Below are 26,595 nucleotides of genomic sequence, written 5' to 3' on the forward strand. Positions count from 1 at the left end.
GGCGTCGGCGGCATCGTCCGCGACATCATCGCGATGGGCGCCCGCCCGGTCGCGGGGGGGGGGGGGGGGGGGGGGGGGGGGGGCGGCCCCCCCCCCCCCCCCCCCCCCCCCCCGACCCATGAAGACCGGTCATCCCTAGCCGAACTGCTGCTCCAGGTCCTTGAGTTTGCGCTCCAGGGAGTCCAGGCGGGGCAGGGCCATGGTGTCGTCCTCCGCGGTGAGGTCGACGGTCACCGGCTCGGACCCTTTGGCCACCGGCTCAGACCCTTTGCGGACCGGCTGGAGGGAGGGACGGGAGGGTACCGGCAGCTGTTCCGCGGTCGCTATGGCAGGCTCCGCTGTGGTGGCGCCCGAGGAGCCGCGCTCCATCGCCTGCACCTCGACCTGCCGGCCGCCGCCGACCCGGTTCACGAACCGGCCGTGGCCCCGGCTGATGGCCTTGAGCTGGGCGCGCTCCATCCGCTGCTGCTCGCGCCTGCGCTGGCGCGACTGCTCCTTCTGCCGGTTGTCCTCGCGGACCTCCTCGACGGCCTCGTCCAGGCTGCGCACGCCCTCCAGGAGCATGAGCGACCACGCCTTGTAGGTCTCGCGGGGGGCGCGCAGCCAGCGCACGATGCGGATCTGCGGCAGCGGGCGCGGCACCAGACCCTGCTCGCGCAGCGCGGCGCGGCGGGTCTGCTTCAGCGCGCGGTCGAACAGCACGGCCGCCGACAGGGACATGCCGGAGAAGAACTGCGGGGCGCCCGCGTGACCGGCGCCGCGCGGCGCGTGCACCCAGTTGAACCAGGCCGCGGCCGCGGCGAACAGCCACACCAGGATGCGCGAGCCGAGGGCCGCGTCACCGTGGCTGGCCTCGCGCACCGCGAGGACGGAGCAGAACATGGCCGCGCCGTCGAGGCCGAACGGCACCAGGTACTGCCAGCCGTCGGTCAGGCCGAGATTCTGCTCGCCGAAGCCCACGAGGCCGTGGAAGGACAGGGCGGCCGCCACCGCCGCACAGCAGAACAGCAGCACGTAGGAGGCGGTGCCGTAGATGGCCTCCTTGCGCCTGCGGCGCTCCTCGCTGCGCTCCCAGGAGTCGTCCGCACTCGCGTTCTCCCCGGCAGAGCGCTTTCCGCGCGCGAGTACCGCCACCGCCGCGACCATGCCCAGGAGCAGTACGACGCCCGGAAGCAGCCAGTTCAGCGATATGTCGGTCAGTCTCATCAGGGGTCCCTTGCATTGGGATAGGGCGTAACGCCCGCCATATTGACCCACTCCGGGCGGCCCTCAGGGGGTTTCGCGGCAAGAGGCCGCCAAGAGGGTGCGAGGGGGTGCCCGGGGACGGCGATCTGCTCGAACTGCCGCTTGAGGGGCGGGAGTTGAGTTCGAATAAGACTACCCGTACGGATGGTTCCTCGGAAAGTTCCCGTGAAAGGTGAGGAAGTTGTGCATCACCTGTCCGTGCGAGGCGGTCCGGATCGAGTCGATCTTAGTGGACCGCGGGGGTCCGCTCGGCCCCGCTCGCCCGTCCTGGACCTTGCTCCCGGACCTCGATCGAGTTTGACGTACCGCTCGGTACGTCTAGGGTGCTTGACGAACAACCGACAACCCGTCGTCAATGACCCCAAGTACCGACAAGCCGCCAGGAGGACCCGTGAGGCAGGGCGCGCAGGGCTCCGCGGCGGCGTACACGCACGGTGAGGGGCTGGTTCCGGGCCCGCGCAGGCCCGCGGGTGAGCGGCCCGTGATACAGCGGTCCTCGGTACGCGGGCAGATCCTGGAGGCGCTGCGCACGGCGCTGGTGACGGGCGAGCTGAAGCCGGGGGAGGTGTACTCGGCGCCGGTGCTCGGGGACCGCTTCGGGGTCTCGGCGACGCCGGTGCGCGAGGCGATGCAGCAGCTCGCCCTGGAGGGCGCCGTCGAGGTGGTGCCCAACCGCGGCTTCCGGGTGGTCGAGCGGGGGGCGCGGGAGCTGGCCGAGCTGGCGGAGGTGCGGGAGCTGATCGAGGTCCCGGTGATGCTCCGGCTGGCCCGTACGGTCCCGGCCGCGCGCTGGGCCGAGCTGCGGCCGCTCGCGCAGGACACGGTCCGGGCGGCGGCGTCCGGCTGCCCCGCGACGTACGCCGAGTCCGACCGCGCCTTCCACCGCGCGATGCTGGCCCTGTCCGGCAACGAGGAGCTGGTCCGCATCGCCTGCGACCTGCACCGCCGCGCCCAGTGGCCGCTGGTCGGCGCCCCGGTCCGGCACGCCCGCGCGGACCTGCTCGCGGACGCGGCCGAACACGTCTCCCTGCTGGAGGCGCTGGTGGCGCGGGACCTGGAGGTGGTGCGTGACCTGGTCGCGGAGCACTTCGCGGGCGCGGCCTGAGCGGAGGCGACGCGGTCCGCCCTCCGCCGTGAGCTGCCGCGCGGCTCCCCGCACCCCACCCCTTCAGGGCGTCTCAGGAACCGTCGCCGCCCTGGTCACCGTGCGCCGACTTCGAGAATCCGTCGTGCCACGCCGCCCGCGCCCCCGAGTCGCCGATCCGGTACACGTCCACGACCGCGCCCACCGCGATGACCGCGGACAGCAGCCCGAGAGCGATCCGCACCGGCAGCGCGGACCAGCGCGAGCCGCCGCCCCCGGCGCGCAGCACCGCGCGGGTCGCCCACCACACGACCACGGCCAGCACGAACAGCCCCAGCGCCCAGGGCAGCAGCCCGTCGCCCAGCTCGGCGTGCCGGCGGACGAGCGGGTCGTCGTCGACGTGCCGCTCCAGCCACTCACCGGCGTTCGTCGTGAGCGGCACGCTGACCAGGGACACGAGGCCCAGCGCGGGCAGCAGCACGCCGAGCCGGCGCGCGGTCCGCGGCCACACCGCCGCGGCGACCAGCGCGAGGGCGGTCAGCGGGACCAGCACCACGACGACATGGACGAGCAGGACATGGGCCGGCAGCCCGTTGACGAGGGTCATGCGACGCTCTCCTGGAGTGGGGGGTCTCGGGGCGCGTCACACTGGCACAGCCGTCTCTCAGTTCCCTCTGAGCACGCCTCCGCGCTTCACACGCCCCCCCTCGCGCCCCCGCCCCCGCTCACGCCGTGGCCGGCCCCGCCGCCGGTGGGACGAGCTGCGCCGCCAGCCACGTCGGTACGCCCCCCAGGAGGCGGAACAGCCGCCGTGCCTCGTCCCGCAGCCGGGACGCCGCCGGTTCGTCCTCCGTGTCCGCCAGCGACACCAGCGCGGGCGCCGTCCCCACGAGGTACCCCAGCTCCTCCCGGATCCGCAGCGACTCGGCGAACCCGTGCCGCGCCTCCGCCAACTCCCCGTCCCGCAGGGCGAGTCCGGCCAGATGGCGCCAGGTGAACGACAGCAGCAGCGGATCGGCGCCCGCGGTCGCGCCCGCGTGCGCCCGGCGGTACGCGGCGCGCGCCGCCTGCGGGGACCGGGACAGGTTCTCCGCCAGCAGCCCCCGCCGGAAGTCCAGCAGCGCCCGCCCCGCCGCCCCCGGCGGGATCAGCGCCGCCGCCCGCCCCAGCGCGGCCCGCGCCTCGTCCACCCGGTCCCGGACGCCGTGCAGCGTCGCGGCGTACGCGAGCTGCCCGCGCTCGCACGCGGCCGCGCCCCGCTCCTCGTCGGTGTGCGCGAGCGCCTCCGCCGTACGCAGCGCGTCCTCCGCGTCCGCCCAGCCGCCCTCCGTGTACAGGCAGCGCTCCACCAGCAGCATCGCCCGTTGCAGCGCCGCGTCCGGCGTGTCCGCCGGCAGCAGGGCCGCGGCGTCGGCCCAGCAGGCCCGCGAGCGCAGCCGCCATACCGCGGTCTGGAGAGGATCGTCACCGGCGGTCGTTCCGTTCCCAGACATGGCGGTATACGCCACGTTGACCTCCCCAGGCACGCCATCGGGCTGTTGAGTGGTGGCGGCATTCCAGCACCGATCGCCACGCCTGGCCAAGGGGGTGGGTGAAAGATTTCACAAAGTCGTGGGGGCGCGGCGGGGCCCGCTTCGTCCGCTTCGCCCCGCCCGGCTCAGCTCATCCGCAGCGCCAGGAAGAAATCGAGCTTGTCCTCCAGGCGCGACAGGTCCCGTCCCGTCAACTGCTCGATCCGTCCGACGCGGTAGCGCAGCGTGTTGACGTGCAGGTGCAGCCGGGTGGCGCAGCGGGTCCAGGAGCCGTCGCAGTCGAGGAACGCCTCCAGGGTCGGGATCAGCTCCGCGCGGTGCCGGCGGTCGTAGTCCGTCAGCGGGTCCAGCAGCCGGGCCGTGAACGCGCGGCGCACGTCGTCCGGGACGAACGGGAGCAGCAGCACATGGCTGGCCAGCTCCTGGTGCCCGGCCGCGCAGACCCGGCCGGGCCGGGCCGCCGCCACCCGGCGGGCGTGCCGGGCCTCCTCCAGGGCGCCGCGCAGCCCCTCCGCGGAGTGCACGGCCGCGCTGACGCCGAGCGTGAGCCGCCCGTCGCCGTCCAGCCCCGCCGACAGCGGCTCGCGCACCACCCGGAGCAGCGCGTCGGCGAGCAGCCCGGTCTCCGCGCCCTCGCGGTCCGCGGCGACGGCCGGTACGGCGGGCAGCGGCACCAGCGCCACCGCCTCGTCCCCGGTGTGCGCCACGGCGATGCGGTCGGCGGCCTCGGGGCCGGTCGCCAGCGGGTCCACCAGGACCTCCTCCAGCAGCGCCTGCGCCACCGAACCGCCCTCGACGTCCCCGCCGTCCCACTCCACCCGCGCCACCACGACCTGCCAGTGCGGGGCCGCGCCGAGACCGGGCAGCAGCACGGGCGCGGCCACCCGCAGCCGGGCCGCGATCTCCGCGGGCGCGGCGCCGGTCTGCACCAGCTCCAGGATCTCCTGGGCGAGCCGGCGCCGTACCGTACGGGCCGCCTCCCGGCGGTCGCGCTCCACGGCGATCAGCTGGGTGACGCCCTGGAGCAGGTCCATGCGCTGCCCGTCCCAGTCGCCCGCGTCCGCCTCCACGGCCAGCAGCCAGTCCGACAGCACCGTCTCGCGCACATCGCGGACATCCCGCGCGGCGCCCGGCCCGCGCCCCGAGGAACGGATCGGAAAGAGCGAGTACGTCGTGCCGTCCAGCGGGACCCGGTGCGGGGCGCGCCGGCCGGAGCGGGTCGCGGCCAGGTGTTCGGCGGCCAGCCGGGCGCAGGTCCCGGCGGGCAGCTCGGGGCCCGCCACCTTGGACCCTGCGATCAGCCGGCCGGTGGGGGAGAGCACCCAGGCGCGCAGGTCCAGGTCGGTGCCGAGCAGGTCGAGCACCACGTCGGGGCCGCCGCCCGCCGGGCCCGAGGTCATCATCCGGCGGTGCCGGTCCACCACGGCGGCCAGGTCCCCGGCGCGCTCGCCGGACACCTGTCGTACGACATGCTCGGTGACCGTCGCGAAGGCCACCGACTCGTCCACCGCGAGCAGCGGCAGCCGGTGCTTGGCGCAGGCCGCCACCAGATCCTCCGGCACCCCGCCCAGCTCGGCGGTGCCCGCGGCGAGGGCCGCCACCCCGGCCTGCACCAGCAGCCGTACGAACGGCTCGGAGTCGGCCGCGTCCCGCCGCCAGGCGAGGCCCGTCAGCACCAGCTCGCCGCCGGACAGGTAGCGGCTCGGGTCGCGCAGGTCGGTCGTCATCACACCGCGCACCGAGCGGTCCAGCTCGTCCTCGCCGCCGAGCAGCAGCAGGCCCAGCGCGTCGGTGTCCAGCAGTGCGCGCAGCCGCATCTCAGTTGCCGCCGTTTCTTGTCTCGAAACCTACGATGGATCTTCGGAGGGGGACGGGGGAATGGCCGCTTCCCCAGGGAAAACGGAGAGGTTGCCGACGTCCTCCGTTCATACGAATCTACAAGATGCTTCACCTGGCCAGCGAACTCCTTCATGGTTTCGGTGACTGACCCCGTCGGAGTACACGGCGGTGTACTGACTTCACTCCACGTCAACACGACAGGAACGAGCCGGGCCCGCCGCACACGGATTGGCTCAAATCCGCAGAACCCAAGACGAAGAAGAGAGCCGGTCATGGACTTCCTTCGCCCCGCCAGCTGGGAGGAGGCGCTCGCCGCGAAGGCCGAGCATCCCACCGCTGTGCCGATCGCGGGTGGCACCGATGTGATGGTCGAGATCAACTTCGATCACCGCAGGCCCGAGTACCTGCTCGACCTCAACCGCGTCGGCGATCTCTACGAATGGGAGACCGGCGAGGACGCCGTACGGCTGGGCGCCTCCGTGCCCTACAGCACGATCATGGAACAGCTCCGTGCCGAGCTGCCGGGCCTCGCGCTCGCCTCGCACACGGTCGCCTCCCCGCAGATCCGCAACCGCGGCGGCGTCGGCGGCAACCTCGGCACGGCCTCGCCCGCCGGCGACGCCCACCCCGCCCTCCTCGCCGCCGGCGCCGAGGTCGAGGTGGCGTCGTCGGCGCGCGGGACCCGGATGATCCCGATCGACGAGTTCTACACGGGCGTCAAGCGCAACGCGCTCAAGCCCGACGAGCTGATCCGCGCCGTACACGTCAAGAAGGCGGACGGCCCGCAGCAGTACTCCAAAGTCGGCACCCGCAACGCCATGGTCATCGCCGTGTGCGCCTTCGGCCTCGCCCTGCACCCGGAAACCCGCACCGTGCGCACCGGCATCGGCTCGGCCGCGCCCACCCCGGTGCGCGCCAAGGCCGCCGAGGAGTTCCTGAACGCCGCGCTGGCGGAGGGCGGCTTCTGGGACAACGGGAAGATCATCACCCCCTCCGTCGCCAAGCAGTTCGCGGACCTGTGCGCCGCCGCCTGCAACCCGATCGACGACGTCCGGGGCACCGCGAGCTACCGCAGGCACGCGGTCGGCGTGATGGCCCGCCGGACGCTGACCTGGACCTGGGAGTCGTACCGCGGCGCCCGCCACACCGAGGGAGCTGCGTGATGCGCGTCAACTTCACCGTCAACGGACGCCCGCAGGAGGCCGACGACGTCTGGGAGGGCGAGTCCCTGCTCTACGTGCTGCGCGAGCGGCTCGGCCTGCCCGGCTCCAAGAACGCCTGCGAACAGGGCGAGTGCGGCTCCTGCACCGTACGACTCGACGGCGTGCCGGTCTGTTCCTGTCTGGTCGCCGCCGGACAGGTTGAGGGCCGGGACGTGGTGACCGTCGAGGGCCTCGCCGACCACGCGCGGCAGCGCTCCGAGGGCGGCTCGGACGGCGTCTCCCTGGACGCGGCCAAGGGCTGGGCGGCCAAGGGCGGCACCGACTCGCAGGCCGGCGAGGGCACCGAACTCGCCCCGATCCAGCAGGCGTTCATCGACGCCGGCGCCGTCCAGTGCGGCTTCTGCACGCCGGGCCTGCTCGTCGCCTCCGACGAACTCCTGGAGCGCAACCCGAACCCGTCCGACGCCGACATCCGCGAGGCGCTGTCGGGCAACCTGTGCCGCTGCACGGGCTACGAGAAGATCATGGACGCGGTCCGCCTCGCGGCCGCCCGCCAGTCCGAGGGGGTCTGACATGCCGGCCAACGGCGTTCCTACCAAGATCACACAGGGCTCGGGCACCAAGGGTGGCATCGGCGAGTCCACCCTGCGCCCCGACGGCACCCTCAAGGTCACCGGCGAATTCGCCTACTCCTCGGACATGTGGCACGAGGACATGCTGTGGGGCCAGATCCTGCGCTCCACCGTCGCACACGCCGAGATCGTCTCCATCGACACGTCCGAGGCCCTCGCCCTGCCCGGCGTCTACGCCGTCATGACGTACGACGACCTGCCCACCGAGGTCAGGCACTACGGCCTGGAGATCCAGGACACCCCGGTCCTCGCGCACGGCAAGGTGCGCCACCACGGCGAGCCGGTCGCGATCGTCGCCGCCGACCACCCGGAGACCGCCCGCCGCGCCGCCGCCAAGATCAAGGTGGAGTACCGCGAACTCCCGGTGGTCACCGACGAGAAGTCGGCCCTCGGCCCGGACGCCATCCTCATCCACGAGCACCGCGACGACCACCACATCGGGCACGTCCCGCACCCGAACATCGTGCACCGCCAGCCGATCGTGCGCGGCGACGCCGCCGCGGCCGCCGCCCGCGCCGATGTGATCGTCCGGGGCGAGTACACCTTCGGCATGCAGGACCAGGCGTTCCTCGGCCCGGAGTCCGGGCTCGCGGTGCCCGAGGAGGACGGCGGCGTCCACCTCTACATCGCCACCCAGTGGCTCCACTCCGACCTGCGCCAGATCGCGCCCGTGCTCGGCCTGCCCGAGCGCAAGGTGCGGATGACGCTGTCCGGCGTCGGCGGCGCGTTCGGCGGCCGCGAGGACCTGTCCATGCAGATCCACGCCTGTCTGCTGGCGCTGCGCACCGGCAAGCCCGTCAAGATCGTCTACAACCGGTTCGAGTCCTTCTTCGGGCACGTCCACCGCCACCCGGCCAAGCTGTACTACGAGCACGGGGCCACCCGCGACGGCAAGCTGACCCACGTCAAGTGCCGCATCGTGCTGGACGGCGGCGCCTACGCCTCCGCCTCCCCGGCCGTCGTCGGCAACGCCTCCTCGCTCAGCATCGGGCCGTACGTCGTGGACGACGTCGACATCGAGGCCATCGCCCTGTACACCAACAACCCGCCCTGCGGCGCGATGCGCGGCTTCGGCGCGGTCCAGGCGTGCTTCGCGTACGAGGCCCAGATGGACAAGCTGGCGAAGCGACTCGGCATGGACCCGGTGGAGTTCCGGCAGCTGAACGCCATGGAGCAGGGCACCATCATGCCCACCGGGCAGCCGGTCGACTCCCCGGCGCCGGTCGCCGAACTCCTGCGCCGCGTCACGTCGATGCCGCTGCCGCCCGAGCGCCAGTGGGAGTCCAGCGAGGGCGCCGACGTACGGCAGCTGCCCGGCGGCCTGTCCAACACCACGCACGGCGAGGGCGTCGTACGGGGCGTCGGCTACGCCGTCGGCATCAAGAACGTCGGCTTCTCCGAGGGGTTCGACGACTACTCCACCGCCAAGGTGCGCATGGAGGTGATCGCGGGCGAGCCCGTCGCCACCGTGCACACCGCGATGGCGGAGGTCGGGCAGGGCGGCGTCACCGTGCACGCCCAGATCGCCCGCACCGAACTCGGCGTCGCCCAGGTGACCATCCACCCGGCCGACACCCAGGTGGGCTCGGCCGGCTCCACCTCCGCCTCCCGGCAGACGTACGTCACCGGCGGTGCCGTCAAGAACGCCTGCGAGCTGGTGCGCGAGAAGGTCCTGGAGATCGGCCGGCGCAAGTTCGGCTCCTACCATCCCGCCTGGGCCACCGCCGAGTTGCTGCTGGAGGGCGGCAAGGTCGTCACCGACGGCGGCGAGGTGCTCGCCGACCTGGTGGACGTCCTGGAGGACGAGGCCGTGGAGCTGGAGGAGGAGTGGCGGCACCGGCCGACCGAGGCCTTCGACCTGCGCACCGGCCAGGGCAACGGCCATGTCCAGTACTCCTTCGCCGCGCACCGCGCCGTGGTCGAGGTCGACACCGAACTCGGCCTCGTCAAGGTCATCGAGCTGGCCTGCGCCCAGGACGTCGGCAAGGCGCTCAACCCGCTCTCCGTGGTCGGCCAGATCCAGGGCGGCACCACGCAGGGCCTGGGCGTCGCGGTGATGGAGGAGATCATCGTGGACCCGAAGACCGCGAAGGTCAGGAACCCCTCCTTCACGGACTACCTGATCCCGACCATCCTCGACACGCCGACCATCCCGGTCGACGTCCTCGAACTCGCCGACGAGCACGCCCCCTACGGGCTGCGCGGCATCGGCGAGGCACCGACCCTGTCCTCGACCCCGGCCGTCCTCGCGGCGATCCGCAACGCCACGGGCCTGGAGCTGAACAGGACGCCGGTACGCCCGGAGCACCTCACGGGCACGGCGTAACGCCCCCCGCCGGGCAATCGCTCACCCCCGGCCCACACCCCCCCAACACGTGCCACACCGGGCCGTCCCCCGGGTTACGTGCACATCCCAAATCCCGCTCAGCTCACCGGAGTTGACCGGGTGCCCCTGTGAACCTTGGGAGACGGCACCATGACCCAACCATCAGTGGAGCCCAGGACCACGGCCGAGGACGCCGGCGACGGCAGCCGCGTCCCGGCCGGCCGGTCCTGGCTCGACCGGTACTTCCACATATCCCGGAGAGGATCCACGGTCGCGCGCGAGGTGCGCGGCGGCGTCACCACCTTCATGGCGATGGCGTACATCCTCCTGCTCAACCCCCTGATCCTGTCCGGCCAGGACGTCCAGGGCCACACCCTCGGCCAGAAGGCCCTGATCACCGCGACCGCGTTCGCCGCGGCCCTCACCACGCTGCTGATGGGCTTCGTCGGCAAGGTGCCCCTCGCGCTCGCCGCCGGCCTGTCCGTCTCCGGCGTGCTGTCCGCGCAGGTCGTGCCCAACATGACCTGGCCGCAGGCGATGGGCATGTGCGTGCTGTACGGCGCGGTCATCATGCTGCTGGTCGTCACCGGCCTGCGCGAGATGATCATGAACGCGATCCCGCTCGCGCTCAAGCACGGCATCACCATGGGCATTGGCCTGTTCATCGCCCTCATCGGCTTCTACAAGTCCGGCTTCGTGCACCAGGGCAAGGGCACCCCGCTCAGCCTCGGCCCCGCGGGCCAGCTCACCGGCTGGCCGGTGCTCCTCTTCGCCGGCACCCTGCTGCTGATCTTCATGCTCCAGGCCCGCAACGTGCCCGGCGCCATCCTGATCGGCATCGTCTCCGGCACCGTCGTCGCCGCCGTCCTCAATGGGCTCGGCGTCATCGACCCCCGCCAGTGGGCCTCCGGCGCGCCCGAACTGCACGGCGGCGCGGTCTCCATGCCGGACTTCTCACTGTTCGGGAACGTCGGTTTCGGCGGCTGGGACAAGGTCGGCGGGATGACCATCGCGGTGATCGTCTTCACCCTGGTGCTCGCCGGGTTCTTCGACGCGATGGCCACCATCATCGGCGTCGGCACGGAAGCCGGGCTCGCCGACGACAAGGGGCGGATGCCGGGGCTGTCCAAGGCGCTGTTCATCGACGGCGCGGGCGGGGCGATCGGCGGTGTGACCGGCGGCTCGGGACAGACCGTGTTCATCGAGTCGGCGACCGGCGTCGGCGAGGGCGCCCGCACGGGGCTCGCCTCCGCGGTGACCGGACTGCTGTTCGCGGCCTGTCTGTTCTTCACCCCGGTGACCGCGATCGTCCCGCAGGAAGTGGCCTCCGCGGCGCTGGTGGTCATCGGTGCGATGATGCTGATGAACGCGCGGCACGTGGACTGGGGCGACCGGGCCACGGCGATTCCGGTCTTCCTGACCGTCGTCCTGATGCCGTTCACATACACGATCACCACGGGGGTCGCGGCGGGAGTCGTCTCGTACACGGCGATCAAGGTGGCCCAGGGCAGGGCGCGCGAGATCGGCGCGTTCATGTGGGGGCTGACGGCGGTCTTCCTCGTGTACTTCGCGCTGCACCCCGTCGAGGGCTGGCTCGGCGTCCACTAGGGACGCGGCGGCGCCCCCCTTTCGAGCAACCATCCTGAGGAGACCGACAGATGCTGGACATCGCCGAGGAGTTGAACCGTTGGATCGGCCAGGGGCGTGACTTCGCGGTCGCCACCGTGGTCGCCGTCGGCGGCAGCGCGCCCCGGCAGCCCGGCGCCGCGCTCGCGGTGGACGCCGACGGCACCGCCATCGGATCGGTCTCCGGCGGCTGCGTGGAGGGCGCGGTGTACGAGCTGTGCCAACAGGCGCTGAAGGACGGGCAGAGCGTCCTCGAACGGTTCGGATACAGCGACGAGGACGCCTTCGCGGTCGGCCTGACCTGCGGCGGCGTCATCGACATCCTGGTCACCCCGGTCCGGGCGGACGATCCCGCCCGGCCGGTGATCGCAGCCGCGCTGGCGACCGCCGCCCGCGGGCAGGCGGCGGCGCTCGCCCGGATCGTGGCCGGCCCGGCCGGGCTTGCGGGCCGCGCCCTGCTGGTGCGGCCCGACGGATCGTACGACGGCGGTTTCGGCGCCCACCCCGAGCTGGACCGCACCGTCGCCGCCGAGGCCCGCGCCCTGCTGGACGCGGGCCGCACGGCCACCCTGGAGATCGGCGCCCAGGGGTCGCGCTGCGGCGCCCCGCTCACCGTCCTGGTGGAGTCCTCCGTGCCCCCGCCCCGGATGATCGTCTTCGGCGCGATCGACTTCGCCTCCGCCCTGGTCCGCGTCGGCAAGTTCCTCGGCTACCACGTCACCGTGTGCGACGCCCGCCCGGTCTTCGCCACCCGCACCCGTTTCCCCGAGGCCGACGAGATCGTGGTCGAGTGGCCCCACACCTACCTGGAACGCACCGGGACCGACGGCCGTACCGTCCTGTGCGTCCTCACTCACGACGCCAAGTTCGACGTGCCGCTGCTGAAGGTGGCGCTGCGCCTGCCGGTCGCCTACGTCGGCGCGATGGGCTCCCGCCGCACCCACCTCGACCGGGCCCGCCGCCTGCGCGAAGTCGGCGTGAGCGAACGCGAGTTGTCCCGCCTGCGGTCCCCGATCGGCCTGGACCTCGGCGCCCGCACACCCGAGGAGACGGCCCTGTCCATCGCCGCGGAGATCGTCGCCGCCCGGCGCGGCGGCAGCGGCGCCGCCCTGACCGGCGGGCACACGCCGATCCACCACGAGACGACGGTCACGGCGACGACGGCGCGGATCGGCTCGGTGGCCTGAGCCTCGCCCCCCGCGCTCCGGCCCCTGTGCCCCATGAGGACATGGTCTCCCCGAACCGGCTGCTCGCCTTCGCGGCGCTGTCCCTGCCGCTGATCGTGATACCCGGCCCGACGGGCTGGGCGTGACGGTGGCGGTGACGGGACGCAAGGACTGAACTCCGGCCGGTGGTACGGCTGTTCGCTCGCCCGGAGTCGTTCCTGGTACGGCTGTTCGCCCACTCGGAGTCGGTCCGTCCGGGGCCGCCGAGCCCCCCGGCTCAGGCCCGCGTAGCCGTCCCGTTCAGGCCCGTCTGAGCAGCCGGTTCAGCCTTGCCTGAGCAGCCGGTTCAGGCCGCGCCCGAACACCGCCCGGCCCGTGCGCTCGACCACGCCGTCCAGGGCGCGGGGCAGGAAGCGCAACCGCAGCTCCTCCTGCCACACCACCCGGCTGCGGCCGCCGGGCCCCGGCCGGACCTCGATCCGCGCCCAGCCGAGCACCACCCGGCCCCGCTTCTCCAGCCGGCACAGCCCGCCCTCCCCGTCCGCGGGCGGGCGCCAGACGGTCACCTCCATGGTGTCGTCCACGGCGAACGGACCGACGCCCGTGCGCGCCGTGAAACGGGTGCCCACGCCGGTCGGGCCCCCGGTGAGCACCCTGATCCGGGTCAGCGGCACGGTACGGGAGTGGCGGGGCCACTCGGTGACCCGGCGCCATGCCTCGTCCAGGGGGAGCGGCACGGTGCGGGTGAGGAAGAAGGTCGGCACGTGCCGATCGTAGGCAATCTGCCCGGCCCGACCGGGAGTTCGCCGCCGCCTCACCCGGTCGGCCCAGCCCCGCGGTCGCTCGGGGCCGGTAGACCTTGCCGGTGTCCCCGCGCTGCTTGAGGGCGCCGATGACGCCGGGCACGGCGGGCACGGTGCCGGAGCAGATGTCGTTGGCGTCCGTGCGGCCCTGCGGCGCGCGCGTCGGCGTGGGCTTGCGGCAGTCGGCGCCGCCGAGGCCCGCCTGCGCCCCCTGCTCGCGCGCGGTGCTCGGTGAGGTGGTGCCGACCGGGGCGGGCATTTTCGCATCCGGCCGCCTCGTGCACACCAGTGGTTCCGGGCCGGTACGGGGAGTAACCTCGGCGGCATGACGCGCACGGGGGAGCGGGCCGTCAAGTCCCGGTTACGCACGCCGACATGGATCGCCCGCATCGAGGCACCGGACGGCGGGGTGCTCGGTGCCGGGGTGCTGCTCGCCCCCGACCGGGTGCTCACCGCCGGGCATGTCGTCACTCCGGGCACGCGGTACGCCGTACGAGTCGTCGGCGTGCCCGGACAGGACGCGGTCGCCGCCACCGTCCACCCGGACGAACACGTACCGGAGCAGGAGGACGCGTTCGGCGACCGCAGCGGCGACCTCGCCCTGCTGCGCCTCGCCGAACCACTGCCCGCCGCACACGCCACCCGCCTCTACCGGCTGGCCTCGCCGCACGGACCGGTGAGCATGTACGGCTTCCCGGCCGGCGACGACGGCGGTCGCTGGCACGGCGCCACCCTGGTTGCCGCGCGCGGCCGGGACAGCCGGGTGCAGCTGCGCCCGCTCACCCCCGGCGAACTGGCCGCCCCCGGCTTCAGCGGCGGCCCGGTGGTCGACCATGCCACCGACCAGGTGATCGGCATCGTGCTCAGCGTGGACGAGGGGCAGGTGTCCGCCTTCAGCCAGATGAGCCCCACCGAGACCATCCTCAGCCATCTGCCGCAGGTCGCCGCCTGGACCGACGGCGCCTCGGCGGTCGACCCCCGGCTGCGCGGCCGGGCGGCGGGCGGCGCGGGGCGGCTCGACGTGCCCTTCGCCACCGAACTCGCCGGGTGGTTCCGGGGCGAGGGCTGGCCGGTGCTCGTCACGGTCGTACCGGCCCGCGGCGACCGCGCCTTCACCCTGGAGCGGGCCGTCACCCTCGCGGACCGCGAGCTGCGCACGCACCGCAACACCAGCGCCTTCAGCCACGACCCGCCGGAGACCGTGCCACCGGCCGGAGCGCACGATCTCGCCCTGGACGTACGTCAGTTGACGGCGGACCAGGTAATGGACCGGATCGCCGAACGCCTCGGTGTCCGCGACGACCCCCGGCCCGAACGGCTCGCCACCCTGCGCGTGCCGCTCGCCGCGGTGCTGGTCGGCGTCGACCAGAGCGCCGACCCCGAGGCGCTGCTCGCCCTGTTGGAGCGGCTCGCCCGGCACGGCGCCCGGCTGCTGCTGGTCCACCGCCGCGAGGCCGGTGCCGAGCGGGCCGCCGAGTTTCTGGTGCACCGGCCGCTGCGCGAGCGGTGGGACCGGCTCGGCGCCGAACTCGACCGGATCGTCGATGTGCTGGGGCCCGCGCTGGACGCCCGCCGGGACCGGGTGACGGCGGGGCCCGGCACCGAGCCGCTGATGGGCCGGGCCGAGGCCGCCGTCGGCCGCAGCCTGATGCTGCGGGCCTGGGTCGCGCACAGCTCCGAACAGGACCGCGGACCCCGGCGCGCCGACCTGCTGTTCACCTTCGAGGACGCCGCCGAACGCCGCGGCCGACGCCTGGAACAGGCCCTCGACCTGCTCGACGCCCGGCTGCGCCGCTGGGAGGAACTGCGCGGCCGGGTCACCGCCCAGTGGCCGCTGTGCCGCCGCCGCGCCGAGGAACAGGGCGACCGGGTCCTGGCCGCCTACCGCCTCTACGAGGCCGCCCTCACCCAACTGCGCCGGACACCGTGCGACATCGAACACGCGGAGGCCGCGGCGGACCGGTTCACCGGGTTCTGCTCGGGCGTGACCGGGGCGGGCGGGCCGCGGATCGACGCCAACCCCGAGCACCCCACCCCACCGCCCGAACCCCCCACCCCGCCCCGCGAACACGCCCGCACCCCCGACCAGCACCTCCCCTCTCCCCCTCGCGGCGCCCCCGGCCCCCGGAAGGAGTGCGGCTCATGACCAGTTCCTGTGTCCGGCCCGGATGCGCGGGACGCATCATGGGGACCGGCTACTGCGACACCTGCGGGCACCGGCACGCCGAGCCGCGCGGCGAACCGGCCGCGATGTCCGCCCTGGTCGAGGAGAGTCCGGGGCCGCCGGCCGTGCACGCCGTGGCCGGGGTCGGGGAACTCGACCAGCACGGACTGCTCGTACTCCCCGAGGTGCCCGAACCCGAGGACGTCCTGCTGGTCGACGACCCGCGCCCGCCCACCGAGGGCCGCCGGTGCGGCACGGACGGCTGCGGCATGATCATCGGGCTCGGGTACGGCGGCCAGCCCGCCCGCGCCACCGGCCGCTGCCCCCGCTGCGGCACGCCGTACTCCTTCCTGCCCCAACTGGCCCGCGGCGACCTGGTCGCCGGGCACTACCGCGTCCTCGGCTGCCTCGCCCGCGGCGGCCTCGGCTGGATCCACCTCGCCGAGGACACCCACGCCGAGGGCCACCGCGTCGTCCTCAAGAGCCAGATCGACGCGGGCGGCGCGCTCGCCCGCCGCGCCGCCGTCGAGGAGCGCCGCTCGCTCACCGACCTGCACCACCCGGACATCGTGCGGATCATCACGTACGCCGAACACCGGCCGCCGGGCGGGACGTCCACCGGCTACCTGGTCATGGACTACATCGGCGGCCGTTCCCTGCAACAGCTGTTCGACGCCGACGACGTCGAACGCGTCTTCCACGGCCGCCCCCGCCTCGACCACGTCCTCACCTACGGCTGCAAGATCCTCGGCGCGCTGGAGTACATGCACGAACGGGGCCTGCTCTACTGCGACATGAAGCCCGCCAACGTCATCCACTTCGGGCGGGCCGTGAAGGTCATCGACCTCGGCGCGGTCCGCGCGATCGGCGACCGCGCGTCCGCCTATGTGTACACCGCGACGTTCGCGCCGCCGAAGGCGGAGATCGACCGGCGCGGCTGGCACGTCGACAGCGACCTCTACACCGTCGGCATGACCCTCCAGGCGCTGGCCCGCGACACCGAACCGGCCCGCGGGCTCGCCCACGACTCCTTCCGCCGGCTCGTCGAGCGCGCCACCCATCCCGAACCCCGCGCCCGGTTCCGGTCGGCCGCCGAGATGTCCCGCCAACTCTGGGAAGTGCTGAGGGAGTTCCGCTCGCTCCGGTTCGGCGAGCAACTGCCCGAGAGCTCCACCCGGTTCCGTGCCACCGCCGCCAGCCTGGACGCCGGGCTCGGCGCGATCCCCGCCCTCGACCACTGGACCGCCCGCCCCGGCGAGCGCCCGGCCGAGCTGGACGTGAGCCCGCCCTCGCCCGCCGAGGTCGCCGGCGCCCTGCCCGAACCGGTCCCCGATCCCGCCGACGGCGCCGCCCTGGTCCTGGACACCTTCTCGCCCGACGCCCCCGACCAGGTGGCCCGGCAGTGGCCCCGCGACTCCCGCCTCGGCACCCCCGAGACCGCGCTGTGGCTGTGCCGCGCCTACCTCCGGCGCGGCGAGCGGGACGCCGCGGCCGGCTGGCTCACCGAGGCCGAGACCCAGCTCGGCGAGCGCGCCGCCGCCCACGACTGGCGGATCGCCTGGCACCGGGGCGTCCTGCACCTCGCCACCGGCGAAGTGGAGCCCGCCGGCGCCCGGTTCGAGGCGGTGTACCGGGCGCTGCCCGGCGAGTACGTGCCCAAGCTCGCCCTCGGCCACTGCGCCGAGCACGGCGCCCGCACCGCCCGCGCCATGCGCTTCTACGAGGCCGTGTGGAAACGCGACAGCGCGCACACCGCCGCCGCCTTCGGCCTCGCGCGCGGCCACCTGGCCGGCGGTGACCGGGACGCCGCCGTACGCGTCCTGGACGACGTGCCGGCCACCTCGCGCCACCACGACGCCGCCCGGATCGCCGCCGTCCGCATCCGCGCCGGCATCCTCGGCGGACTGCCGCCCACGCCCGCCGACCTGGCCGACGCGGCCCGGCGGCTGCCCGAACTGCGCCTGGACGGCGGCGCCGAGGACGGCGAGTCCCGCGCCCGGCTGGTCGCCGAGGTCCGCGAGAACACGCTGGGCGGCGGCACCGCGTCCTGGCCGGCCGGGGACCTTCTCGGGCCCGGCGACGAACGCGGCCTGCGCACCCTCCTCGAACACTCCTTCCGCCAGCTCGCCGCCCAGGCCCGCACCGCCCCGGAACACGGCCGCCTGCTCGATCTGGCCCACGCAGTACGGCCGTTGACCACCTTCTGAGGACACCCGTGACCCCCGGAAAGAGACACCGATGAACACGGCCGAGCAGATCGAGGTGACACTCGAAGTCGGCCAGCAGAAGGACCTGCCCGCCGAACCGAGTGCCCAAGAGCCGGGCCCGGAGCGGGAGATGCACGCCATCCTGGAGATCGGCGTGCGCGGCCACGGCGGCGCCGGGCTCACCGGGGGACGGGCACCGGGCGGCGGACCCGCGCTCGCCGAGGTGCTGATCGTGGACACCTCCCGCTCCATGCTCTACCCGGCGGCCAAGCTGCACGCGGCCAAGGACGCCACCGTGGCCGCCGTACGACTGCTGCCCGAGGGCACCGCCTTCGCCGTGCTCTCCGGCCACTTCCACGCCACCGTCGTCCACCCCGGCCCGGACCATCCGGGGCTCGCCGTCGCCGGTCCGGGCGAACGCGCCGCCGCCGTACGGGCCGTACGCATCCTGGACGCCAACGGCGGCACCGCCATCGGGACATGGCTGGACCTCGCCCGCCGGCTGCTGAAGGACCACCCCGCGCCCGTCAAACACGTCCTGCTGCTCACCGACGGCCGCAACGAGCACGACCACCGGGCCGCCATGACCCTGGACACCGCGCTGGACGCCTGCGAGGGCCGCTTCGTCTGCGACGCCTGGGGCATCGGCGACGACTGGGACGCCGAACTGCTGCTGCGCATCACCCGGCGGCTGCACGGCCGCGCCGGAGCCGTCCGCGAGGAGTCCGAACTCACTGCCGCCTACGAGGAGTTGGTGAACGGCCTGCTCGGCACGGCGGTGCCCGAACTGCGCATCCGGCTCACCCCCACCCCCGGTACCGTCATCCGCCAGGTCAAACAGGTCGTCCCCGGCGAACAGGAACTCCTGCCGGCCGCCGGCCCCGGACGCGGCACCGAGTACATCACCCGCGCCTGGGGCGAGGAGGTACGGCACTTCCAGGTGGTGCTGGCCGCCGACCCGACCGGACGGGAACGCGGCGAGGACCTTCAGCTCGCCGCCGCCGAGGTCGTCGTACCCGACTTCGGGCATCCGGTGCGGCTGCCACGGCCCCGCCCCATCCTGGTGCGCTGGACCGACAACCCGCTCGACGCCTCCCGGCGCCACCCCGGAGTGCACCGGCAGGAGCTGTACCAGCAGGCGAGCGCCGCCGTGGCCCACGCCTACCGGGCCTGGCTGCGCGGCGCCGACGGCCGCGAAACCGCGGACCGCGAACTCGCCCGCGCGCTGCGCCTGGCGGACGAACTCGGCGACGCCCGCCTCCTCGGCGCACTGCGCCGGATCGAGGACGTGCCGGGCGGCGGCCGGGTCCGCGGCGGCCTCAAGGACGTCGACTGGCAGCACCTGATCCTCTCCAGCGCCATGACCACCCCGCCGCACCACCCGGCCGCGCCCCCGCCGGTCGCCCCCGAGATCCCCCCGGACACCGACGCCCTCCTGGAGTGCCCGGACTGCGGCTGGCTCGGCCCGGCCGACTCGGTGTACTGCGGCGGCGAGTGCGGCCGCCGGCTGACCGGGCCGCCGGCATGAGCGCCGGCACCGGCGCCGTACGCGGCAGTACGACCGCCCGCGACCTGGCCGTCCGCCACCGCCTGCTGCTCGCCCTGTCGGCGCTGCTGACGCTCAGCCTCTTCCTGTCGTACGAGGGCGTGCACGGCGACGCCGATCCGCTGCGCACCTCCAGCGCCCCGGCGGTGCTGTCCCTCGACACCGCGCTGTACGCCCTCGGGCAGGCCGAGCGGGACGCCGGCGCGGCGACCCCCACCAGCGACTTCCAGAAACAGATCTCGGTGGCCGCGCAGAGCGTCGCGGCCGCCGCCGGGGACGACGTGGGGGGAGCGTCGGGACGGCAGGCGCTCCAGACCGTCGCCGCGCTCATCACCGTCTACGCGGTCAAGGTGCAGCAGGCCCAAGTCCAGCCCGCCGGGAGCGTGTTGCGCGAGGCGTACCTCAGCTACGCGACGAGCATCCTGGCGGGCCCCGGCGCCGGGATACTGCCCCGGCTGAAGGTCCTTAAGGCCCAGCAGCGCGCGGCCGTGCACCGGCAGACCTCCTTCGGCCCGCTGCTGTGGTGCGGCTGGGCCGCGACGCTGCTGCTCGCGCTCGCGCTGACCTGCTGCCTGCTGGAGACCCAGCTGTTCCTGCGCCGCCGCTTCCGGCGCCGCTACAACCGGGGCCTGCTCGGCGCGGGCGCGCTGCTCGCGGCCGGGCTCGCCGTCACGCTGCTGTTCACGGTGTGGACGCACGCGGGGATGGCGGACACCCGGCGACTGCTCGACCGCCCGCTGGCCGGGCGGGAACTGACCGACGCGGGGCGGGCGACCGCCACGTACCTGGCGGACACCGGTCTCCGCGCCGCGGCGGCCGGCTGGATACTGATCGGAGGCGTGCTGGTCATGGCACTGGCCGAGACGGGACTGCGGCGGCACATCGACGAGTACCGGTTCAGGCCCCGGTGAGCGGGCGACTGCGCGGCCGCGCCCGGACGGTCACCGTGCTGGCGGGCTGTCTCGTGCTGCTGGCGGCGGCCGTCGTCCTGGGCGCCCGCGCCCTCGGCCGGGAGCCGACCGTCACCTTGCTGGCGAACTGGACGGGCCGCGACGAGACGAACCTGCGCCGGGCGGTGATCGAGCCGTTCGAGCGGAAGTACCACGTGCACGTGGACTACCAGGGCAGTTCGGCGGAGAGCCAGGTGCTCGGCGCCGATGTCGAGGCCGGGACGCCACCGGACGTGGTGGTGCTCACCGGGCCCGGCGAACTTGCCGACTACGCGGGCCAGAAGCAGCTCCAGCCGCTCGACGGGCTCATCCAGCAAGGGGACTTCGGCACGTCCTGGGCGATGCCGCTCGCGGACGGGCATGTGTACTGGTTCCCGCTCAAGGCCGACCTCAAGAGCATCGTCTGGTACCCGGCCGGCACCGGCGAGCGGCAGCGTCTCGCGGCGCGGGACGATCCGGCGCAGTGGTGCGTGGGGATGGGCTCGGGCGCGACCAGCGGGTGGCCGGGCACGGACTGGATCGAGGACATCCTGCTCCAGCAACACGGGCCGCGCGCCTATCAGTTGTGGGCGAGCGGCAAGCTGTCCTGGCGCTCGCCGGAGGTACGGCAGGCATGGACGGCATGGGGCCGGCTGATGGGCGCGGGCACCTCCGGGAAGCTGCTCCGGCGCACCCTGAAGACGGGCTACGCCCAGGCCTCCGCACCGGTCACGGCCACGCCTCGGGGCTGCACGCTCGAACACCAGGCGTCCTTCATCCGCACCCAGTCCATCGCGTGGCAGCGGGCCGACGGCCGCTACGACCCCTCGGCCGACCTCATTCCGGGCGCCACCGCCAAGGACTCCTGGGAGGTCTCCGGCGACCTGGTCGCGCTCCTGCACGCCACCCCGCAGGCACGGCGGCTGATCCGCTACCTGTCCGCGCCGGCCGCGCAACGCGCCTGGGCCGACGCCGAGTCCGCCTTCTCCGTCGACACCAGGGTCCGGCCCACCGCGGGCCCCGCCTGGCACCGCTTTCTCGCCTCCACGCTCCTCTCCCCGTCCGCCACCCACTGCTTCGACGCCTCCGACGCCATGCCGCCGACCCTCCGCGACGCCTTCGCCGAATCCACGATCACCTACCTGGCCCACCCCGAGGATCTGACCGCCCTGCTCACCACCCTGGACACCCTGAGGGAGACACCGGGACAGACGTGGCTGCCCTCGGTGTGCGATCAAGTGCGGTGAGACACAGGCGGGTCGCCGGGAGGCGGACCCGGCGCCCACCCCGCTCACCCCTGGCCATGCCGGTCCCAATCCAGCTTCAGTGCCCGTCCCTGGGCGCGGCCCGCCTGTGCGGCCGGGGTGCGGGTCGCCGGGTCCAGGGGGTTGGGGCCGATCGCGGTGGTGGAGGCGTCGTCGGGGGCGATGAGGAGAACCTGCGCGCCCCCGGCCCGCAGCGCGGCGATCGTCTCGTCCAGGGGGTGGTCGCTCGGCAGCGGCTCGGCGGGGCCCAGCGGGACGAGGACCAGGACGCGGGTCGCGCCGGAGGCGAGGTCGGCGTTGGCGACCGAGCGGATCCCGCCGTCGATGTAGCGGCGCCCGGCGATCGTCACCGGGGGCCACACACCCGGCACCGCACAGCTGGCGGCGACCGCGTCGACCAGCGGGACGCCCGAGCCACGGTCGAAGACCTTCGTGCCGCCGGTCTCGGCGTCCACCGCGACGACCTTCAACTCCCGCTCGGGCCAGGCGTGCACGGGCAGCCGGGACTCGATCACCGCCCGCCGCTCCGGCTCGCCGACCGTCCGCGCGGCCAGCGCCAGCTCGCCGATCGCGCGCCGCAGCTCCGCCGTCGAGGCGGCCGTGGCCAGCGCGCCGCCCATCTCCGCGGTGAACCTCTCGATATCCAGATCCGCCATGATCTCGCGGGCCTGCGCGGAAGGCTCCACCTGCCGCGCGTACAGCTCCTCCAGACCGAGCCCGCTGCCGAGTTGGGCCGCCACGGCCGCGCCCGCGGAGGTGCCGACCAGCAGCCCGGCGCCCGTGACGTCCTGCCCGGCATCGGCGAGTCCCGCGAGCAGCCCGGTCATCCAGGCGATCCCGCCCACTCCGCCGCCGCCCAGCACCAACGCCTCGGTCATCTCTGCTCCTCCAGCGATCTCACCTTCGTCACCGGCGACGCCGGTCACAGGGGAACCTTTCCCTCCGCTCACCCTGTCCACGGGCGCGCCGCGGTAAAGCCCCGGCAGGGAAGGGTTCGGTGAGAGCCGCCGAGCATGTGGAGACGAGCACGGGGAGACGAGCATGTGGAGAGGGGGGCGCTGCGGGCTGCTCGTGGTCGCTCGCAACGCCCCCCTGGCCTTACCCGAGGGGTACTCGGGAGATCTTCCGGGTCACGAGTCCACCTGTGCGGTGACCTGGTCCGCGAAGGTGGCCAGCCGGGTGTAGACCCCCGGATAGCCCGCCTCCGCGCACCCCTCGCCCCAAGAAGTGATCCCTGCCAGGACGCCCCCGATGAGCAGGGGACCGCCGCTGTCGCCCTGGCAGGTGTCTACGCCGCCGGAGCTGTACCCGGCGCACACCATGTCGGACTGCACGTAGTCCGAACCGTAGGAGGAACGGCAGCTCGCGTCGGACACGATCGGTACGGTCGCGGTCCGCAGCTGGTTGGAGGAGCTGCCGTTCTCCGAAGTCGTGCCCCAGCCGAGGATCCGCGCCGTGGTACCGGCCGCGTACACCCCCGTCTGGGAGGAGGAGACGTACGACACCGGCTGGTACGGCATCGACGTCGACAGGGTCAGCACGGCCACGTCGTCGCCCTTGGTGGCGTCCGTGTAGTCCGGGTTCACCCAGATTTTGCTGACCTTGCTCACCGTGCCGTCGGTACCGTTCAGCTTGGTACGGCCGCCGACGACGCGGACGCTGCCGGTGGTCTCGCCGGCCATGCAGTGCGCGGCCGTCACCACCTTGGTGGCGGCCACCAGGGTGCCGCCGCAGAACTGGCTGCCGGACGCGTCCGTGATCTGCATGACGAACGGGTACGCGGTGGCGGTGGTCGTCGTACCGCCGACAATGGGCTGGGGAGCTGCGCTCGCCGTGGGGGAGGCGAGCAGCGCGGTCGCCGCGGCGGCGGCGGTCGCCGCCAGGATCGCGGCGGTCCGTCTGGCACGTGTGGGCCCGAACATGAGTCTCCTCAGTGGGGTTGCACCGGTGGGGGGTTCGCACGGGTAGAGGGGTTGTGCACGGTGGTGGGGGGTGGGTCCGACCCCCTGTACCCGGGCGAGCGGTACGCCCATTACGCTAGGTCCGGAACCTTCGGCTCCCAATGAGGGAACCCCCTAGGGGGTCGGGTGAGGGAAAACCCTCGGTCCGGCTCAGTTAACCGCCGCCGCGCTCAGTGCGCGCGCCGACCTGCGGCCAATCGGACGATGTCGACCCGCGACCGGATCCCCAGCTTGCGGTACACCCGTGTGAGCGTGGCCTCGACCGTCTTGACGCTGATGAACAGCCGCGCGGCTATCTCCCGGTTGGTCGCGCCCTCCATGACCAGCGCCGCCACCTGACGCTCCATCGCGGCGAGCACGTCCAGCACATCGAGCGCGTCCAGCGGCGCGGCGGGCGCGGTCCGCGGCGGTTCGGCGGCGAGGGTGGTGAGCGCCTCGTCCACCTGGCGCAGCCAGGGCAGCGCCCGGCAGCGGCGGAACAGCCGGGTCGCCTCGTCGTAGGCCGCGGGTCCGGGGCGCCGGCCGCGCAGCCGGGCCAGCGCGAACGCGGCCCGCGCCTCCTCCAGGCCGTAGCCCAGCTTGCCGAGCCGGTCCTGAGCCGATCTCAGCTGGGCGAGCGCCGCCTCGCCCGCGCCCCGCGCCGCCCGCACCAGGGCCTCGGAGCGGTCCAGGACGGCGAGGACGCTCTCCCGGCCGAGCCTGAGCGCGTGCTCCCGCGCGGTGTCGATGACGTCCTGCGCCTCGGCGGGTTCACCGATGCGGACCAGTGCCTCGGCGAGGTCGCCCTGCCAGCGGCCGCGGGCCGGGTCGGTGATGCCGAGGCCCAGCTCCAGGCTGCGCACCCGGCGCAGCGAGCGCACGGTGCCCGCCGGGTCCCCGGCCACCAACTGGGCGTACCCGAGCGCGCCCAGGGCTCGGGAGAGGTACATCTGGTCGCCGTCCCCCTCGGCGTGCTCCACCGCCTCGCGGGCGAGGGCGAGCGCCCGGTCCACGTCCCCGCCGGACGCCTCCGCGAGCGAGGTCAGCATGGCCGAGGCGGTCTCGCCGATCCCGGAGTCGCGGGCCAGCTTGAGGCTCTCGCGGGCCAGGTCCAGGGCGCGCCCGCAGTGCCCGGCGCGCAGCTCGGTCTCGGCGAGGCCGCGCAGGAAGTGCACCTCGCTCTCCACCGAGCCGCGCCGCCGCACCTCGCGCAGCAGCCCGGTGACGGTGGCCCGCGCCTCCGCCAGCTGGTCGCCCATGACCAGCCAGCGGAACCGGGCGCTGCCCGCCCCGTTGTGATGCCAGGCCACCCGCGGGTCCTGGGGTTCGCGCAGGGCCCGTTTGATGGTGCGGGGCGCCTCCGGATGGCCCATCAGGGTCTCGGTCTGCGCCTGGAAGGCGAGGGCGAGCAGTTCGGTGCGCCGGTCCTTGGCGTGTGCGGCCAGTTCGGCGGCGTGCGCGGCGGCGTCGCGGGCCGCGGTGAAGTCGCCCTCCACGATCAGCGCCCGCCAGCCCAGCTGGTAGTGGACCAGGGCGAGCAGCCGCGGGTCGTCGCCGGCGTCCGCGAGGGCCTGCGGGAACAGGGCGTCGACCTCGGCCATGGTGTGGCCCGCGGTGTCGATGACGATGATCCAGGCGCGCACCCGTTCGGCGGGCACGCTCGCCCGGCTCAGCACCTCACGCGCGATGTCCCGCGCGAGGTCCACCTCGCCGGCGGTGATGGCGTCCTCGGCGGCCGTGAGCCGGCGTTCCTCCGGGCCGGGCACACCGTCCGCCGGCGTGTGCCGGGCGGCCAGCAGCCCCAGCTGGGCGGCGACCGAGGGCGCGCCGCGGTCCCGTGCGAGGGCGGCGGCCTCGGCGAGCCGGGCGGCGACCTCCGGGTCGGCGCCGGTGGTGGCGAGGGCGAGGTGCCGGGCCCGCTCGATGGGGTCGGAGGCGGCGCTGGACAGCGCCGCGTGCGCGGCCCGCCGCTCCTGCGCGGGTGCCTCCGCGTACAGCGCGGCGGAGATCAGGGGGTGCGCGAAGCGTACGGCGGGGGCATCCGACTCCGTTGCCAGCAGCCCGAGTTCGGCGGCCTGGGCGCACTCCGCCTCGGCGTTCTCGCGGCCGGCCGCGTGCAGCAGCGCCGGGGTGGGGCGGGCGCCGGCGCTGGCCACCAGCAGGGTGCGGCGGGCCTCCACGGACAGCATGTCCAGGCGGCTGAGCACCAGGGCGCGCAGCGAGGTGGGCACCGGCAGCGGCTCGCCGGGCCGGGGCGGGGTGGGGCTCTCGGCGAGGGCGCGGCCGAGTTCCAGCGCGAACAGCGGGTTGCCGCCGCTGGTGCGGTGCACCTCGCGGACCGTGGAGCGGGGCAGCCCGCCGTGGCCGCGGTGGCCGAGCAGCTCGGCGATCCGGGCGTGCGAGAGCGGCCCGATGCGTACGGCGAGGGTGTCCGGCGGGCAGGACCGCAGATGCCGGTCGTACTCCTGGCTGTCCTGGCCCTCCGTCCGTACCGCGCACAGGAGTTGGACCGGGGTGCCGCCGAGCCGGCGGGCGGCGAAGCCGAGCAGTTCGGCGCTGGCCGGATCCAGCCACTGGAGGTCGTCGGCGACGATCAGGACCGGGCCGCGGGCGGCGAGCGCGCGCAGCGCGGACAGCACCGCGAGGCGCAGGGCGAGGCCGTCGCGCTGGAGGCTGGACTCGCCGCGGCCGGTGAGCGCCGATTCCAGGGCGGTGCGCTGGGCGGCGGGCAGCTGCGGGCAGACGTCGTCGAGGACCAGTCCGAGGAGGTCGGCGAGGGCGAGGAAGGGGAGGTGGGATTCGGACTCGGTCGCCGAGCAGCGCAGGACGATGTGCGCGCTGGCGGCGTATTCCTCGGCCAATGCCCGCAGGATGGTCGATTTCCCTATTCCGGCCGGTCCGTGGAGCAGCACACTGCCGCCGGAGGCGAGGTGGGCGCGGGCGGCGGCGCACAGTTCCTCGCGGCCGATGACCAGGTCCGAGCGGCATCGGGCAGACTCCTGGAAGTCCCGTCGCACGGTCACCGCTCCCCTCGTATGTCGTGTCCGGACCAAATTCTAGGCAACGATCCTTGAAATTCGGACGGAAGCCGTGGTGAGGGAAATAACAAACGGTCAAGCATGAGGAAA

Annotated in this window: 19 protein-coding genes; 11 read left to right on the top strand and 8 right to left on the bottom strand. The window is 74.0% G+C overall.

Features of this window, described 5'->3' with window-relative positions; translation table 11 throughout:
- Positions 1-135: 135 nt before the first annotated feature.
- Complete coding sequence (locus tag AC069R_RS08195) at positions 136-1,206, bottom strand: DUF2637 domain-containing protein (protein WP_478765542.1); 1,071 nt, start codon at positions 1,204-1,206, stop codon at positions 136-138.
- A gap of 394 nt (positions 1,207-1,600) precedes the next feature.
- Here AC069R_RS08195 and AC069R_RS08200 point away from each other — a divergent pair, with 394 nt between their 5' ends.
- On the top strand, positions 1,601-2,350 hold the full coding sequence (locus AC069R_RS08200) for a GntR family transcriptional regulator (protein WP_478765544.1): 750 nt from the start codon (positions 1,601-1,603) through the stop codon (positions 2,348-2,350).
- A gap of 73 nt (positions 2,351-2,423) precedes the next feature.
- Here the strand turns inward: AC069R_RS08200 and AC069R_RS08205 are convergent, their stop codons facing one another.
- The 3 genes from AC069R_RS08205 to AC069R_RS08215 all read right to left on the bottom strand — a co-directional run bounded on the left by AC069R_RS08205 (position 2,424) and on the right by AC069R_RS08215 (position 5,678).
- On the bottom strand, positions 2,424-2,936 hold the full coding sequence (locus tag AC069R_RS08205; RefSeq protein ID WP_478765546.1) for a DUF2231 domain-containing protein: 513 nt from the start codon (positions 2,934-2,936) through the stop codon (positions 2,424-2,426).
- A gap of 118 nt (positions 2,937-3,054) precedes the next feature.
- Positions 3,055-3,822: a hypothetical protein gene (locus tag AC069R_RS08210; RefSeq protein WP_478765547.1), complete on the bottom strand. Its 768-nt coding sequence runs from the start codon at positions 3,820-3,822 to the stop codon at positions 3,055-3,057.
- 164 nt (positions 3,823-3,986) lie between these two features.
- Positions 3,987-5,678, bottom strand: a complete 1,692-nt coding sequence (locus tag AC069R_RS08215; RefSeq protein WP_478765548.1) for a PucR family transcriptional regulator — start codon at positions 5,676-5,678, stop codon at positions 3,987-3,989.
- 294 nt (positions 5,679-5,972) lie between these two features.
- Here AC069R_RS08215 and AC069R_RS08220 point away from each other — a divergent pair, with 294 nt between their 5' ends.
- The 5 genes from AC069R_RS08220 to AC069R_RS08240 all read left to right on the top strand — a co-directional run bounded on the left by AC069R_RS08220 (position 5,973) and on the right by AC069R_RS08240 (position 12,634).
- Positions 5,973-6,863: an FAD binding domain-containing protein gene (locus AC069R_RS08220; RefSeq protein WP_478765550.1), complete on the top strand. Its 891-nt coding sequence runs from the start codon at positions 5,973-5,975 to the stop codon at positions 6,861-6,863.
- On the top strand, positions 6,863-7,435 hold the full coding sequence (locus AC069R_RS08225) for a (2Fe-2S)-binding protein (protein WP_478765551.1): 573 nt from the start codon (positions 6,863-6,865) through the stop codon (positions 7,433-7,435). Before AC069R_RS08220 ends, AC069R_RS08225 begins: the two co-directional genes overlap by 1 nt.
- 1 nt (position 7,436) lies before the next feature.
- Positions 7,437-9,821, top strand: coding sequence for a xanthine dehydrogenase family protein molybdopterin-binding subunit (locus AC069R_RS08230; RefSeq protein ID WP_478765553.1), 2,385 nt, complete (start codon positions 7,437-7,439; stop codon positions 9,819-9,821).
- 150 nt (positions 9,822-9,971) lie between these two features.
- On the top strand, positions 9,972-11,429 hold the full coding sequence (locus AC069R_RS08235; RefSeq protein WP_478765554.1) for an NCS2 family permease: 1,458 nt from the start codon (positions 9,972-9,974) through the stop codon (positions 11,427-11,429).
- Between the two features lie 50 nt (positions 11,430-11,479).
- The gene (locus AC069R_RS08240) at positions 11,480-12,634 is read left to right on the top strand and encodes an XdhC family protein (protein ID WP_478765556.1); all 1,155 of its coding nucleotides are present in this window, start codon (positions 11,480-11,482) and stop codon (positions 12,632-12,634) included.
- A gap of 302 nt (positions 12,635-12,936) precedes the next feature.
- Here AC069R_RS08240 and AC069R_RS08245 read toward each other — a convergent pair whose 3' ends face one another.
- The gene (locus tag AC069R_RS08245) at positions 12,937-13,377 is read right to left on the bottom strand and encodes an SRPBCC family protein (protein WP_478765558.1); all 441 of its coding nucleotides are present in this window, start codon (positions 13,375-13,377) and stop codon (positions 12,937-12,939) included.
- Between the two features lie 364 nt (positions 13,378-13,741).
- Between AC069R_RS08245 and AC069R_RS08250 the strand changes: the two genes are divergently transcribed.
- The 5 genes from AC069R_RS08250 to AC069R_RS08270 are packed head-to-tail and all read left to right on the top strand — an operon-like array spanning position 13,742 to position 21,509.
- Positions 13,742-15,562 (top strand): trypsin-like serine peptidase, encoded by a 1,821-nt coding sequence (locus AC069R_RS08250; protein WP_478765560.1) that lies wholly within the window; start codon positions 13,742-13,744, stop codon positions 15,560-15,562.
- Positions 15,559-17,787 (top strand): tetratricopeptide repeat protein, encoded by a 2,229-nt coding sequence (locus tag AC069R_RS08255; RefSeq protein ID WP_478765561.1) that lies wholly within the window; start codon positions 15,559-15,561, stop codon positions 17,785-17,787. The genes AC069R_RS08250 and AC069R_RS08255 overlap by 4 nt, the downstream gene beginning before the upstream one ends.
- Before the next feature lie 31 nt (positions 17,788-17,818).
- Positions 17,819-19,315: a VWA domain-containing protein gene (locus AC069R_RS08260; protein ID WP_478765563.1), complete on the top strand. Its 1,497-nt coding sequence runs from the start codon at positions 17,819-17,821 to the stop codon at positions 19,313-19,315.
- On the top strand, positions 19,312-20,244 hold the full coding sequence (locus tag AC069R_RS08265) for a hypothetical protein (protein WP_478765565.1): 933 nt from the start codon (positions 19,312-19,314) through the stop codon (positions 20,242-20,244). Before AC069R_RS08260 ends, AC069R_RS08265 begins: the two co-directional genes overlap by 4 nt.
- Complete coding sequence (locus AC069R_RS08270) at positions 20,241-21,509, top strand: extracellular solute-binding protein (RefSeq protein ID WP_478765567.1); 1,269 nt, start codon at positions 20,241-20,243, stop codon at positions 21,507-21,509. Before AC069R_RS08265 ends, AC069R_RS08270 begins: the two co-directional genes overlap by 4 nt.
- A gap of 44 nt (positions 21,510-21,553) precedes the next feature.
- On the opposite strand, the gene AC069R_RS08275 is transcribed toward AC069R_RS08270, so the two are convergent.
- The 3 genes from AC069R_RS08275 to AC069R_RS08285 form a co-directional block, all read right to left on the bottom strand.
- Positions 21,554-22,405, bottom strand: coding sequence for a patatin-like phospholipase family protein (locus AC069R_RS08275; protein WP_478765569.1), 852 nt, complete (start codon positions 22,403-22,405; stop codon positions 21,554-21,556).
- Positions 22,406-22,657: 252 nt separating this feature from the next.
- Entirely contained in the window at positions 22,658-23,449 is a 792-nt protein-coding gene (locus AC069R_RS08280) for a S1 family peptidase (protein ID WP_478765571.1), read from the bottom strand.
- Between the two features lie 209 nt (positions 23,450-23,658).
- A complete protein-coding gene (locus tag AC069R_RS08285; RefSeq protein WP_478765573.1) occupies positions 23,659-26,490 on the bottom strand; it encodes an ATP-binding protein in 2,832 nt (943 codons plus the stop codon).
- Positions 26,491-26,595 lie beyond the last annotated feature (105 nt).

The organism is Streptomyces sp. NPDC043952 (assembly GCF_056435325.1).